Source organism: Macellibacteroides fermentans (assembly GCF_013409575.1).
Classification (GTDB): domain Bacteria; phylum Bacteroidota; class Bacteroidia; order Bacteroidales; family Tannerellaceae; genus Macellibacteroides; species Macellibacteroides fermentans.
Map to the genome: position 1 here is coordinate 867,727 of NZ_JACCCY010000001.1, position 15,446 is coordinate 883,172.

At 43.7% G+C, this 15,446-nt stretch carries 11 protein-coding genes; 7 read left to right on the forward strand and 4 right to left on the reverse strand.

The genetic code is table 11. The annotated features are described in order from the left end of the window. Positions 1 to 149 precede the first annotated feature (149 nt). The 7 genes from F5613_RS03650 to F5613_RS03680 all read left to right on the forward strand — a co-directional run bounded on the left by F5613_RS03650 (position 150) and on the right by F5613_RS03680 (position 10,754). Positions 150 to 1,307 carry a FecR family protein gene (locus tag F5613_RS03650; protein ID WP_179398719.1) on the forward strand — a complete coding sequence of 386 codons (1,158 nt, stop codon included), beginning with the start codon at positions 150 to 152 and terminating at the stop codon, positions 1,305 to 1,307. Positions 1,308 to 1,490: 183 nt separating this feature from the next. Further along, entirely contained in the window at positions 1,491 to 4,787 is a 3,297-nt protein-coding gene (locus tag F5613_RS03655) for a TonB-dependent receptor (protein WP_246303326.1), read from the forward strand. A 5-nt stretch (positions 4,788 to 4,792) separates the two neighbouring features. Further along, entirely contained in the window at positions 4,793 to 6,619 is a 1,827-nt protein-coding gene (locus F5613_RS03660) for a RagB/SusD family nutrient uptake outer membrane protein (RefSeq protein ID WP_079684130.1), read from the forward strand. A gap of 62 nt (positions 6,620 to 6,681) precedes the next feature. Then, complete coding sequence (locus F5613_RS03665) at positions 6,682 to 8,163, forward strand: DUF5018 domain-containing protein (RefSeq protein ID WP_179398720.1); 1,482 nt, start codon at positions 6,682 to 6,684, stop codon at positions 8,161 to 8,163. Positions 8,164 to 8,166: 3 nt separating this feature from the next. Further along, positions 8,167 to 9,516, forward strand: a complete 1,350-nt coding sequence (locus F5613_RS03670) for a Gfo/Idh/MocA family protein (RefSeq protein ID WP_179398721.1) — start codon at positions 8,167 to 8,169, stop codon at positions 9,514 to 9,516. Continuing rightward, complete coding sequence (locus F5613_RS03675; RefSeq protein ID WP_179398722.1) at positions 9,513 to 10,211, forward strand: 3-keto-disaccharide hydrolase; 699 nt, start codon at positions 9,513 to 9,515, stop codon at positions 10,209 to 10,211. Before F5613_RS03670 ends, F5613_RS03675 begins: the two co-directional genes overlap by 4 nt. Positions 10,212 to 10,421: 210 nt before the next feature. Then, positions 10,422 to 10,754, forward strand: a complete 333-nt coding sequence (locus F5613_RS03680) for a hypothetical protein (protein WP_079684134.1) — start codon at positions 10,422 to 10,424, stop codon at positions 10,752 to 10,754. A 146-nt stretch (positions 10,755 to 10,900) separates the two neighbouring features. On the opposite strand, the gene F5613_RS03685 is transcribed toward F5613_RS03680, so the two are convergent. From F5613_RS03685 to tnpC (F5613_RS03700), 4 genes are all read right to left on the reverse strand, one after another. Continuing rightward, a complete protein-coding gene (locus tag F5613_RS03685; RefSeq protein ID WP_179398723.1) occupies positions 10,901 to 11,053 on the reverse strand; it encodes a hypothetical protein in 153 nt (50 codons plus the stop codon). A gap of 226 nt (positions 11,054 to 11,279) precedes the next feature. Next, positions 11,280 to 12,860, reverse strand: a complete 1,581-nt coding sequence (gene tnpC / locus F5613_RS03690) for an IS66 family transposase (RefSeq protein WP_179398951.1) — start codon at positions 12,858 to 12,860, stop codon at positions 11,280 to 11,282. A gap of 193 nt (positions 12,861 to 13,053) precedes the next feature. After that, positions 13,054 to 13,575: a hypothetical protein gene (locus F5613_RS03695; RefSeq protein WP_179398724.1), complete on the reverse strand. Its 522-nt coding sequence runs from the start codon at positions 13,573 to 13,575 to the stop codon at positions 13,054 to 13,056. A gap of 147 nt (positions 13,576 to 13,722) precedes the next feature. Next, on the reverse strand, positions 13,723 to 15,303 hold the full coding sequence (gene tnpC / locus F5613_RS03700; protein ID WP_179398951.1) for an IS66 family transposase: 1,581 nt from the start codon (positions 15,301 to 15,303) through the stop codon (positions 13,723 to 13,725). Positions 15,304 to 15,446 lie beyond the last annotated feature (143 nt).

The following is a 15,446-nucleotide window of genomic DNA, read 5'->3' on the forward strand; positions in this document are numbered from 1 at the left end:
AAACTTTTTTCTTACACAAAGTGAGTATAAATAAAATCCGGCTGTGTATTATATGTAGTTGGGTAATAAATCCGGCCCAGTAAAATATAATGACAAACGTTGATTATTCTAAATTTACATCCGAAGATTTCTTAAAAGACACGTACTTTTTGAAATCAATAAAAACGCCAACCAAAGAGTCGAATGCCTTTTGGGAAGAACAATTATTGACTGAAAAGATTCGGGAAAAGGAATTCAGGGTTGCAAAAAATATCATTTTGTCGGCCAATATACCTCACCATACCATTTCGGAGGAGGAGTTGAGTGAACTATGGAATAAGATAGAAAAATCCAATAAGCAAAAGCCGTTGCAACGGCATAGCCGACTCATTCAATTTGCATCTGTTGCAGCCAGTCTCGCCATCTTGTTTGCCCTTTCGTATACCTTCTGGAGTAAACAAAGCAATAACGACAGTTCTTTAATCTCAATTGCAAAATCGATGCAGATACAGGGAGATTCGTCGGCTGTGCAACTTATCTTGAATAATGAAAAAAACATTACGCTTGATCAGGAGAATGTAACTATCGAATACAATGCCACAGGAGACGTTATTGTAAACAAACAACAGGTAGCACATAATATCGCATCAAATACGAATGGACCTGCACAGTTGGCCGAAACGAATACATACAACCAGTTGATTGTCCCCAAAGGGAAAAGGTCGTCCATCGTTTTTGGAGACGGCACCAAGCTCTGGGTAAATTCGGGCAGCCGCATAGTCTATCCTATCAGTTTCGAAAAGGACAAACGAGAAATCTATGTTGAAGGCGAAGTATATCTGGAAGTCACCAAAGATAAAAGCCGGCCGTTTATCGTATCGACCAATAAAATGAACATAGCTGTGCTGGGAACCTCTTTCAATGTAACGGCCTACACGTCAGACAAGGAGCAGTCGGTTGTCCTTGTAACCGGAGCTGTGGAAGTAAAAACAGATAGTAATAAGAAAATTGCACTTACACCCAACAACCGGCTCACCTATACCGGCGGCCAGTTAGATGTAGAAAATGTGGATGCATCCCTCTATGTATCATGGGTGGAAGGCTTATACATCTATAACAGCGAAAAGCTTGGAACCATTCTGGACCGTCTGTCGCGGTACTACGGAAAGACCATCACCTATGATGCAAGGGTTTCCGAATTAAGATGTTCCGGTAAACTGGATATGAAAGACGAACTGCTGGATGTACTGGCCGGTCTTGCCCAAACGGCACCGATCACCTGGCAGTATAACGAGATAGAAAACGAACTTTGTATAACCTATAAATAGAAGAGCCTATGTAAGATAGCTGTTTATGTAACAAATGGACCGGAAAATACCCCCATACTTCCCGGTCCGGATTTTAATTTCAATAACTCACTAAAGTTTTAAACCTAAAATCTATACAAATGTATGATGAAAAATCGAAATATAAGAGCGTTAGATGCTAATATTGAGAAATTCTGTAGAATTATGAGAATCACGACTCTCTTTCTGATTATAGCAATGAGTATCAGTGCAAAGCCGGAGACCTATTCACAGTCGACTTTCTTTACACTGGAACTGAACAATCGGACGGTAAAAGAGGTATTCAATGAAATAGAAAAGAAGAGTAACTTTATATTCTTTTACTATGATAATGCAGTCGACGTGAACCGAAAGGTAAACGTAAACAGTAAGAATCAGACCGTCGATAAAATTCTGAACAAGGTATTTGCCGGTACGGATAATACGTATGTTATCAACGACCGTCAGATCTTTATTTCAAAGAAGTCCGATCTACCCCGTAATCCATCCACTACACAGCAACGGAATCTGGTCAAAGGGAAAGTACTGGACGAGAACGACGAGCCCTTGCCGGGCGCTGCCATATTGGTAGTAGGAAGTACGCGAGGCGTTACGACGGATATAGACGGATCGTTTGAGATTGAAGTAGGAGCAACCGAGAAACTTACCATCTCTTACTTAGGGATGCAAGACCAGATAATCACCGTTGGTAACCAACGCACTTTGGTTGTTAAACTTAAAGCCAAGGCCGACGAACTGGATGAAGTTACGGTTGTTGCTTTCGGTAAGCAAAAGAAAGAAAGTGTTATCGGTGCCATTACCTCTGTTACGGTAAGCGACCTGAAGGTTCCGGTAGGTAAGATCAGTACCAGTCTGGCCGGACAGATGGCCGGTATTGTTGCCGTTCAACGTTCTGGAGAACCCGGATCGGGAGCCGATTTCTGGATCCGCGGGGTTAATACCTTCGGAGCGAATAACCGTCCGCTTGTTCTGGTGGATGGGATTGAACGCCCCCTCGACCTTGTGGATACGGAAGATATTGAGACATTTTCCATATTAAAAGACGCTACCGCTACGGCAGTTTACGGTGTAAGAGGTGCCAACGGCGTTGTACTTGTTACCACCCGCAAAGGGAAAGAGGGAAAACCGGTGATAAGCGGCCGCGTTGAGTACGGGGTTATGTCTCCTACCAAAATGCCTAAAATGACCGACGCACTGGAGTTCATGAAGCTCTATAACGATGTATATAAAGAAGACAACAACGGTAATGTCTTTTATACCGAAGAGGAAATGAACAAATACCTTAGCGGTGTGGATCCCGATCTATATCCCAATGTAAACTGGATGGATGAGATATACAAAGACATGACCACCAGTCAGCGTGTCAACATAAACATCTCCGGTGGTGGAAAGAATGTACGTTACTATGTGGCCGGATCCATATACAACGAAAACGGGGTATTCAATGCCGAAAAGGGTGACGAATACAACCCTTCACTGAAATGGACCAAGTATAATTTCAGGTCTAACATAGATATTGATCTATCTAAAAGCACCATGCTGAACCTTAATTTATCTACACAGTATGATGTAAAGAACAAACCTGATACAGACGACCTCTGGATTTATTCATTCCAAACCGTACCTATTGCCATTCCGAAAGAGTATTCTGACGGAACCACTGCCCGTACCCCCATCGGAGTAAACCCGTACAACTTGCTTAATAAGACCGGTTACGTACAACAATTTAATAACAATGCCCAGTCGCTGATTGGACTTACACAAGACTTTTCGGATTTAATTACTCCGGGACTGAAAGCGAATGTTAAGTTTTCGTGGGATGCGGTAAACTCTACCACTACATCAAGGTATAAATCTCCTTCAACCTATTATGCCACCGGTCGCGACGAAGAGGGAAATCTTATTTTCAAGAAGAACAACGATGGAAACGACTACCTTTCGTTGTGGAGCGGCAGTAGCGGCGAGCGTACCACCTATCTGGAAGCATCGGTGAATTATGAAAATATTTTTGACGAAAAGCACCGGGTTGGCGGATTGTTCCTGTTCAACATGCGCGAACGCATCAACAACTTCCCCGGATCCTACGTACTGTCTCTGCCCTATCGCCATCAGGGTATCGCAGCCAGAGCAACCTATTCGTTTATGGATAAGTACTTTGTTGAAGGAAACTTCGGATACAACGGCTCCGAGAACTTTGCACCCGGCAAACGATTCGGATTCTTTCCATCCGTTGCATTAGGTTACATGATAAGCAACGAGCAATTTTTCACACCACTTTTACCGGTTATCAGCTCGTTGAAGTTTAAGGGATCGTACGGAACCATCGGTAACGACCAGATTGGCGGCGACAGACGTTTTGCCTTTAATCCGGAAATGCTTGTGGGCGGTGGATACGGTTTCGGCGAAGTAGGTCAGACTTGGCTTACAGGTATAGCCACAGGCTATCCGGGCAGTCCGAATGTATCCTGGGAAAAGGCCATCAAGATGAACGTGGGTGTAGAAATGGAACTGTTCCACTCCCTCAAAATCCAGGCCGATTACTTTGAAGAGAAAAGAGAGGGAATCTTTATCTTAAGAGAAAGCGTACCTTCGGTAGTGGGTATCAACGTTAACCCCTATGTAAACCTGGGTAGAATGAAGAACAGCGGTATCGACCTTTCGTTGGAATACAATAAACAGATAGGCGATTTCAATGTATCCGGAAGGGGAAACTTTACGTTTAACCGTAATAAAAAACTGTACGACGACGCTCCTACCCCTATTTACGACTACCAGAGTGTGATAGGTAAACCGTTGTACCAGCAATTCGGATTGGTATGCCTTGGATATTTCGAATCTGAAGAAGACATAGCCAACAGTCCGGTTCAGCAATATGGCGTTGTTCGTCCGGGTGATAGAAAATACAAGGATGTAAACGGCGACGGAGTGGTAAACAGTTACGACAAAGTAGCCATCGGAAGAACCCACGTTCCCGAAATCAACTATGGATACGGAGTAAGTATCGGTTGGAAAGGATTCGACGTATCCATATTTATGCAAGGCGTTGCCAACGTGACTAACTTTATGGACGGATCACCTATCAATGGCTTTGAGAATGCAAACCTGTTCCTGTCGGGCGTTTACGAAGATGTGGCGTTAAACCGGTGGACTGTCGAAAATCCGAATCCAAATGCCAAATATCCACGCATGTCGTCGTATATAAACCAGAACAACAAGCAATTGTCCACTGCCAAGCAATATGATGCCAGCTTCATGCGTCTAAAAAATGCCGAACTGGGATATACCATTCCAAAAAACATTACACAACGTTTGGGAGTATCCACCTTCAGATTCTATCTGCAGGGAGTGAATCTGCTTACATTCTCTAAATTCAAGCTTTGGGACCCGGAACTCAACAACTCCATGGGAGCAACTTATCCGAATATGAGAGTAGTAAATTTGGGTATTAATCTTAATTTCTAATAAATATGAAAACAAAAATCATTTATATCACCATACTGATGTGCTGTTTATCCTTCACTTCGTGCGAATCTTATCTAACCCATTACCTGGGTGATCAGATGACCGTGGAAGAGGTGTTTGACAAACGTGAAACAACTGAAAGGTATCTGGCTCAGGTATACTCTTTTCTTCCTAACGATAAGAATGTACTGGACAACATGGTACCCTGTTCGGACGAAGCCTATTTTTCGTGGACAGCCTGGGTTAATTACATTTCTCAGAACGATGGATCGTGGAATCCAACCACAAACAATTATCACACCTGGAGCAATTACTACAAAGGGATTAATCAGGCTACAGTTTTCATGAACAACGTGGATCTGTGTCTGGAAGTATCTGCCGAGAACAGAAAGATAATGAAAGCGGAAGCCCGTTTCTTAAGGGCATTCTATTATTTCCTGCTCTTCAGACAATACGGACCGGTCTTTATCTGGGGAGACAACACTCCTGACCTTACCATCCCGAACGACGAAGTGGACAGACATACGGTGGACGAATGCGTGAAGTTTATCTCGGACGAGTTAAGTCTTGCTGCGGCCGATCTTCCTCTCAAGATAGCCGACCCTTCCTGGTACGGACGTGCAACCAAAGGTGCCGCATTGGCAGCCAAATCCAGATTAATGCTTTATGCAGCCCGACCCTTGTTTAACGGAGCCAGCCTGTATAAAGGGATGAAAAATCATTACGGGAACTTCCTGTTCCCTCAAACCGCCGATCCATCCAAATGGGATCTGGCAGCTGCAGCAGCCAAAGAGGTTATCGACCTGGGAGCATACCAGCTATATAAAACCACAACCGGCGACACACCTTTTATGCAGGCCATCAACTCCTATTCGGGAATTTTCTTCGAATTATGGAACGACGAATTGATTTTTGCCCGCTGGGATGGCGACGGCTACAGCTGGGGTGTTCGTGCTGCTCCCCCCATGGTATTAAAAGAGGGATACGGAGGTTATGCACCTTCAATTAAACTGGTAGACACCTATCCGATGGGTGAATCCGGCCGATATCCTATAACCGGATACAAAAGCAACGGGACTCCTATTGTTGACGAACTTTCAGGATATCAGGAAGATGGTTTCGTTGATAATTATACACATCCTATAGACGGTACTCAGATAAAGGCACACCACAGTGTGATAGGCAGGGATGCCCGTTTCTACGCATCCATATTATGGAATGGTATGAACTGGATCAATACGTTCAACGGCACCAAACTGGTTACATTCTACGATGGAGGAACCTCTTCGTTCAACAACAAGACCGGCGACTTTGTAAAGGTTGGTTATATGTTCAGACGTATGAGCGATCCGCGTAACGACACCGAAAACGGTAAATGGGGTAAATTCAGCTGGCCTTTCTTCCGTCTGGCCGAGATCTACCTGAACTATGCCGAAGCATGCAACGAAATGACCAACCGGAATGAAGCCGAAGCTCTATTATATTTCAATAAGGTAAGAAACAGAAGCGGACTGAATAATATCGAAGTGGCCTACCCCGAGATAATCGGCAATCAGGCACTTTTCAGGGAACTGCTGCGTAAGGAAAGAATGGTTGAATTAGCCTTCGAGAATCATCGTTATTACGACATCAGAACATGGATGATTGCACCACAGGAAAGCAACGGTCCACGTTTCGGACGCGAACTGAGAGCTAAGAATTTCGAAGACTCATGGAAAAGAACCAGCGAGATCTGTTCACCCATTGTTTTCGAACCCAAGCACTATTTTTTCCCTATCCATCAGAATCAGTTGAACGAGATGAAAAACATCACTCAAAACTATGGATGGTAAATTGCAGCGAATCCTGCAGTCATTAAAGTATTAATTCAGTTACGAATAATAAATCATATCATATGAAAAAGAATTTAGCATTTATTATTTTACTTGTTTCTGTTCTATTTTCCGCTTGCGAAGATAACAGGATGGAGGGAATGATGGATGACCAGTTTTATCTTCTGAAAAATGGTGATTACATTTTGAAAGCCTACCGGCAGAAGAGTCTGGTTGATTTCGAAGTTTCAATATACAAAAGTGGGATGGGCACAGCCAGCGGAGAGGTAACCTTTGTGGCCGACGAAAGCGTGCTGAGCAATTACAATACAGCCAACGGGGTTTCATACAAACAGTTGCCGGCGGATTGCTATACGATAGACAACAGCACGGTTCAGTTCGACCCCGAAACCGTAAGCAAGAAAGTAAAGATCACCCTGGATGTTAAAAAGGTGGAAAGCCTGCAAGGCATCGGAAACAAGCAATATGCCATTCCGCTCAAGATATCAACTACCAGCGGCATATCTGTTGTTGCAGACAAGTCGGAGCTTATCTTAATTCCTGAAATCAGCGGCGGAATCAGACCGAACAGCGAAAAGTTGCTTTGGTCCAAGTCGTTAACCGAGATGGGCATCAGCGGAACCGACCATTTTACGGCCAGCTTTGCTGTAACCTCTTCCTACTTATTTGTAAACTCCCGTAATGCCGACCTCAAGTATTTCAATAAGCTTACCGGCGAATACGTTGGAACAATCGCATTACCGTTTAAGGGCAGTCTGGCCAACTTCACCATTGCCAACGACGATAAAGACAACCTGCTGATTACCAATCTCCGAAACAAGAACGACGGGAATCCATACCAGCAGCTTATCTACCGAATTACGGGAACCGGAGATCCGGTTGAATATATCAACTCGTCTCATATCTATCCTAACGGTCGGAAATTATCCATCAAGGGAGATCTGGATGGAGATGCGTTAATTGTATCCACTATCGAGAATTCATCCAAATTCCTCTACTGGACAGTCAGAAACGGTCAGCTTGTTTCGCAGGATCCGCAGGTATTCGAAACCCAACCGGGCACTATCGCATGGAACCTGTTTGGCGATGCCATGCCGCGGGGAACAGATATCTCCAACGGATTCTTCATTGCGGGCTATGGTACTTTACCGGGATTGGGCTATTTTGACAATCAGGGGAATATGGTATCGAAATACGACCTGAAGAATGGAGAGCTGGATCCGGCTGCAGGATTCTCAACCCAGGCACTTGACCTAACCACCTTTAATGCCGCCACTTATCTGGCTGTGGGAACTGTGGAAGGAAGCATGTATATGAACGGCCGTCTGCTGGACGTAACCTCTCCCCAAAACTTAAGTCTCAATCCACTGGATTCTTACCTGCTGGCTTTCCGGTTAAACAAATTCGGATGCAACAACAATGCGAATATGACCGGCGATATCCATGTGAAGACTTCGGGCGACGGACAAACAATGGAGATGTACGTACTGGGTACCAACGGCAGTATTGTAGCTACTCAGTTTGACTGCAAATCGGAAGAATAACAAATGAAAACGAGCAGAAGAATATTTATCAAGCAAGCACTGGCCGGAAGCACTTTATTGGCTTCCGGTCAATGGCTTCATGCCGGCAGACAGACTTCTGTCCTGCAGGAAACGGCCGCTGCACCTTCTGTTATCCGCCTTGCCCTGATAGGTAAAGGAGGCATGGGAACCGCCGATACCAATACGGCACTTATGGTTGAAGGTGTAAAGCTTACTGCTGTTTGCGATCTGTACGACAAAAGGCTGGAGGATGCCAAAAGAAGTTGGGGCGACAATCTGTTCACCACCAAAGATTATAAAGAGATCTTGAAAAGAGACGATGTGGATGTTGTAATTGTTGCCACGCCCGACCACTGGCATCAACCCATCTCCATCGAAGCGATGAAAGCCGGCAAACACGTTTATTGCGAGAAGCCGGTGGTACACAAGGTGGAGGAGATTAAAGAACTGGTTGCCACACAGCAGCAGACCGGATGCTACTTCCAGCCCGGAAGTCAGGGAATGGCCTCTCTTGGAAACCGGAAGGCCCGTCAACTTGTTTTATCCGGACTCATCGGAAAGGTAAACAGTATCGAAGCCAAATTTACAGCCGTACCTACCGAGCCGGGAAAATACTCAATTCCTGCCGATGCAAGCGAAAAGACCATTTGGTGGGAACGTTTTTTGGGCAATGCACCCAAACATCCGTTCCAACCTCAGCGATTCTTCTATTGGCGCAACTGGAAAGAGTATGGAACCGGTATTGCCGGCGATTTATTTGTACATGTTTTAGCCAGTATAAATTTCATTACCGACTCCAACGGTCCGGATAAAATTTACACCACCGGAGGCATCTACCACTATACAGACGGCTACAGGGATACGCCGGACATTATGATGGGATATTTCGACTATCCGGATAAAAACAATGTGGGAGCCTTCACCTTGTCGTTGTCGGCCAACTATGTGGATGCCTTTTCCAAGGAATGGGGCAGCACCTATTTCAAAATAACAGGCAACAAAGGGATGCTGGAGGTTGGCTGGGACAAAGTAGTACTGCACACCATTAAGGATGCGGACCTTCAGGCAATTGAAGAGCTGCCTGCCATCGGACAGGGAATAGACCAGGCTAAAGCCGAAACAGCCAATAAGGTGGTATTCCAGACAGAAAACGGATACAAAGGCGGGCACTACGACCATTTCAATAACTTCTTTAAGGCAATACGTACCAAAAGCCAGCTTACAGCCGATGTAATGTTTGCGGTTCAGTCTGCCGCCCCTGCGTTATTAAGTTATAAAAGTTATCAAAGCGGACTTCCGGTTTACTGGGATTCCGAGAAATTGAAAATCAGCAAAAACAGAAAGAGAAGATGAAGTACAACGTGACATTAAATTGGATCTTGTTTTTTCTCATTGCATGCACGGTGCAGGTACAAAGTCGGGACAAAACGGATGAGAACAAGATTTTCAAACTGAGCAAATCCGAGAAAAAAGAAAATTTCAGATTTCTCTTTGACGGATCTTCCATGGATAACTGGGTGGGCAACAAAACCGAATATGTATTGGAAGACGGATGCATTGTTATGCGACCTCAACAAAACATAGGAGGCAACCTGTACACCAAAGATTCCTTTGATAATTTTGTTTTACGCTTCGAATTCATGCTCACCCCCGAGGCCAACAACGGTCTGGGTATCCGTCACCAAACGATGGACGATAAGAACTATCAGGGAATGGAGCTGCAAATATTAGATAACGAAGCACCGGTGTATGCCGACTTAAAACCCTATCAATATCATGGTTCGCTGTACGGATATGCACCTGCCAAGCGCGGATTTTTGAAAAAGACCGGCGAATGGAATCAGCAGGAGGTTATAGCCGATGGATCCCGGATTAAAATTACACTCAACGGAGAAGTGATATTAGACACAGACATCAATGAGGTAACCAAAGATATCCCGGCAGAGAAAATTCAAAAAGGTTTGCTTAACAAGAACGGCCGTATCGCATTTCTTGGACACGGGTCGGTTGTGAAATTCAGAAACATCCGTATAAAAGAAATCCGTTAGTTATAATAAATTACACTACGATTATGGAATCATCCACTGTCGTAGTGTAATTATTTCTCTGCATGAACTTATAATTTCAACTATTAGATATCTTTTTTGATTAAAAATGATAAAAAAAAGCGCTATACTTATTGTAATTATGCGGACAACAAGCTATCTTTGCACTATTAAATAAACCTGTTGACTCCAATGGATTTAGCTTGTTAAATTATGAAAATACAACACTCACTTTTAGTATCGGTATTTGTTATCATTGCAATCGGAACGCTATTTATGTCTATTGTAAAAAAAGAGACCAAGAAAGGGATACTCTCGGAAGTTACAATGGTCGCAAATAATAAAATAGTTTTACGTTTTGATAACGACAGCTCCCTTTATTACGTTAACATTTACGAAGAGCAAATCAATGTTTCGAAATTTAATTCTCAATACATTGGGAAACCCCTCGAGATTAAGTACAACAAACCTATTTTTTTCGACTCAAACAATTATCCTGTAATTTGTGTCAAGGCCGATTCTAAAACTCTTTTTTCAATCGACTAAATAATAGTGTAATAAAGTAATAGGAAACAATGGCCTGCAAAGCAAGTCATTGGCATTGGTGTGTCGTTATTTAAAGTCAGAAACCTGTCCAGCTTGAATTAATTGCGAAAACATCTGTCATCCCTCATTTTTAGCCTCACATCCCTTTATTGAAGCGGCTTCTGAGAATGACAGATGCCTGTGACAGATCCTTTCCATGTGTCATCTGTCAGCAAATTATCATACGGGAACAGCACCAGGTCTTTCACTCCCTCCTCCCCTTGTGCTGAATGAGCTTCGGATTCAATCCTCCAACTCAAATCAGAAATATATAAACTACTCTCACAATTGGATATTCCGAACACCCGTCGTTAATTTTCTCTGCAAACGCTTGCAATATTTCCTGCCTAATCACAATTACCGATACTTAAGAGAATAAATCTTTTTATCCGGCATTTAAATACTTAGGCTTGTAAGTATTCGGTGTAGTACGTGTGCTAAAATAGTATTATTCTATTTATAGCTTTAGCAAGATAATTTTTTAGATTACTTTTTCCAGTTATGAGGTAATAGTTCCTTGTAATTTTTGGGATCACAGTTTTGTACCCTGGTCAGGCAATCCATTAACCAGTGTGTTGGGTTTACGTTGTTTTCTTTACATGCACCCAGTAAAGAGAAAAATATAGCAGCGGTATGTGCCGCATCGTGTGATCCGGAGAAGAGGCAATTTTTCCGGCTCAGGGTAATTGGGCGTATAGCACGCTCCACAGCGTTGTTGTCAATAGCCAATTCGGCATCATTGACATAATGAGATAGCTGTTCAAAGCGGGTATACATATAACGTATTGCCTTATCAAGTGGAGAGTCAGGGGGTGTTTTCAGCAGGTTTTCTGTTGTCCAGACTTCCAGCCCTTTAATTATCGGGTACGCATTTTCCTTCCTCAAGTTGGTTGCCTGGGCATTTGTTAGTTCTTTTTTCCGTATTTCGTCTTCCACGGCATAAAGTTTTCCAATTTCATCAAGCACATAACGTGCCGATGGCGGATCATAGCTTTCGGCTTCGACAAACTTTCGCCGGACATGGGCCCAGCAGCACAGATGTATCTTCCCTTCCAGCTTGTCGAAAACATCATAGACTGCATAACCATCACTTTGTACGATCTCGGTTTTTCCGCTTAACAGTGTACCTAACGCTGAAGAGCTACGGCCCGGGTGGTATTCAATATATGGACTTTTGCAATGGGGCAGATAAAAAACCCACATATACCCCTGATGCAACGATCCGGGTTTCTCTGATTCCAACACCTTATGAGGAGTTTCATCAGCCTGCACGTAACGACTCGCTTTCAGCGTCTCACGCAGTTCATTATATATAGGCTCTATACATTGGGCGGTCGCAGTCATCCAGTTGCTGACCGTAGAAGCCGACAAGTGAACCCCTTCGCGTGAAAATATCTCTATCTGACGGTTTAGTGGAAGATGGTCTGCATACTTAGATACGGCGATATGGGTCAACGCGCTCTCCGATGCATTGCTCCGGGGATAGGCCATTGTAGGAAGGGGAGCTATTACAATACTTCCATCAGGGAGTTTGTAGCGCGGGCGTACCAATTGCTCCACATACAACTTGCGCGGCTGAACAGCATAACGCTCGGTAACCTCTTCACCCATTCTGATCGCTCCGCTCAGATCAACCGATGGCTCCAGAACTTTGCTGATGCGTGGAAGTTCTGAAGGAATAGGTTTGCGTGCATGCGAGATCTTTTTCTCCTTGAAGCTTTTACGAAAACGGGAATATTCTTTGTCCTTTTCTATCTCTTTCTGTTCTTTCTGCTTCTCCTGTTCTATATTCACATTTTGTGGAGACTGAACAAAGCAGATGCTTAATTGGGAAGGATCCAGAGGAAGCCGTCGTTTTTCACTGGAGCTTCCCCAGCAGAAACGATTCAAACAGACCAGCTTCCAGCGCAGGCGGTCAATCTCTTCCTGCGCTTCTATAAGTTCAAGTTTACTTTCAAAGGCCTCTTGCTTCTTCTCATAGATCTCTTGTTCTTTCGCAAGAATCTCTTGTTTCTTATCAAGGATCTCTTGTTCCTTCGCCCGGATAGTTTGCTCATTCTCTAAGATCTTTTGCACATACTCCAGATCCTTCTGTTCACTCAAACGAAGCCTGTCCAACAGGCCTTGATACTCCTCTAAAGAGAGTGTTACAGACAAGGGAGGAAGAGTTTGTATCTGATCTTTTTTCATGCCACAAAGATATGTAAAAACAATGGTTTTAACAAGCAAGCTATGTATTAAATCGCTTGTATAAAGCGTGTTACATTCTTTTTAACCGCCTTCTTTTAACCTCTCTTTTTTCAGATAACAAGCGGTTGATTTCTTGCCAGTCACTAGTCCGATAGCCCCCTGCAATTTCCTCTTTTTTAAGACGAAGCACTCCCTGCCGAAGCTGACGGTGGATGCTGATATATTCGCCGGAGAGGCTGTAGAGCAGGGTCAAAGAATGTTTATTTTTTCTTACAAACACATGACATTCTCCCTCTTTTGGATAAAATCCCCAACAACGCTTCACTTTCCCGCATAGACTGTCGATACTGTAGGTGGATCGTTCGGGCAACATGTAAAGATAATAGGACCACTCTGGATTCAGTAATGAAAGCACACCACGGTTACGGATTAATAAATCAGCCGGTGAGCGGATACCTAAATCTTCTTTCTCAAATTTATAACGCCGACAACCATCAAAAATAAATAATACTGAATCAAATGAATTACGTTCTGAAAGTAATGATAGTAACTTCTCATTACGGTCTGGAAAATACAATACACTATATGACATCTTTTTGAGGACAAAGAAACTTTATTATACTATATAATAAGACACGTACTACACCGAATAGATACTTAGGCTTGTAAGTATTCGGTGTAGTACGTGTGCTAAAATAGTATTATTCTATTTATAGCTTTAGCAAGATAATTTTTTAGATTACTTTTTCCAGTTATGAGGTAATAGTTCCTTGTAATTTTTGGGATCACAGTTTTGTACCCTGGTCAGGCAATCCATTAACCAGTGTGTTGGGTTTACGTTGTTTTCTTTACATGCACCCAGTAAAGAGAAAAATATAGCAGCGGTATGTGCCGCATCGTGTGATCCGGAGAAGAGGCAATTTTTCCGGCTCAGGGTAATTGGGCGTATAGCACGCTCCACAGCGTTGTTGTCAATAGCCAATTCGGCATCATTGACATAATGAGATAGCTGTTCAAAGCGGGTATACATATAACGTATTGCCTTATCAAGTGGAGAGTCAGGGGGTGTTTTCAGCAGGTTTTCTGTTGTCCAGACTTCCAGCCCTTTAATTATCGGGTACGCATTTTCCTTCCTCAAGTTGGTTGCCTGGGCATTTGTTAGTTCTTTTTTCCGTATTTCGTCTTCCACGGCATAAAGTTTTCCAATTTCATCAAGCACATAACGTGCCGATGGCGGATCATAGCTTTCGGCTTCGACAAACTTTCGCCGGACATGGGCCCAGCAGCACAGATGTATCTTCCCTTCCAGCTTGTCGAAAACATCATAGACTGCATAACCATCACTTTGTACGATCTCGGTTTTTCCGCTTAACAGTGTACCTAACGCTGAAGAGCTACGGCCCGGGTGGTATTCAATATATGGACTTTTGCAATGGGGCAGATAAAAAACCCACATATACCCCTGATGCAACGATCCGGGTTTCTCTGATTCCAACACCTTATGAGGAGTTTCATCAGCCTGCACGTAACGACTCGCTTTCAGCGTCTCACGCAGTTCATTATATATAGGCTCTATACATTGGGCGGTCGCAGTCATCCAGTTGCTGACCGTAGAAGCCGACAAGTGAACCCCTTCGCGTGAAAATATCTCTATCTGACGGTTTAGTGGAAGATGGTCTGCATACTTAGATACGGCGATATGGGTCAACGCGCTCTCCGATGCATTGCTCCGGGGATAGGCCATTGTAGGAAGGGGAGCTATTACAATACTTCCATCAGGGAGTTTGTAGCGCGGGCGTACCAATTGCTCCACATACAACTTGCGCGGCTGAACAGCATAACGCTCGGTAACCTCTTCACCCATTCTGATCGCTCCGCTCAGATCAACCGATGGCTCCAGAACTTTGCTGATGCGTGGAAGTTCTGAAGGAATAGGTTTGCGTGCATGCGAGATCTTTTTCTCCTTGAAGCTTTTACGAAAACGGGAATATTCTTTGTCCTTTTCTATCTCTTTCTGTTCTTTCTGCTTCTCCTGTTCTATATTCACATTTTGTGGAGACTGAACAAAGCAGATGCTTAATTGGGAAGGATCCAGAGGAAGCCGTCGTTTTTCACTGGAGCTTCCCCAGCAGAAACGATTCAAACAGACCAGCTTCCAGCGCAGGCGGTCAATCTCTTCCTGCGCTTCTATAAGTTCAAGTTTACTTTCAAAGGCCTCTTGCTTCTTCTCATAGATCTCTTGTTCTTTCGCAAGAATCTCTTGTTTCTTATCAAGGATCTCTTGTTCCTTCGCCCGGATAGTTTGCTCATTCTCTAAGATCTTTTGCACATACTCCAGATCCTTCTGTTCACTCAAACGAAGCCTGTCCAACAGGCCTTGATACTCCTCTAAAGAGAGTGTTACAGACAAGGGAGGAAGAGTTTGTATCTGATCTTTTTTCATGCCACAAAGATATGTAAAAA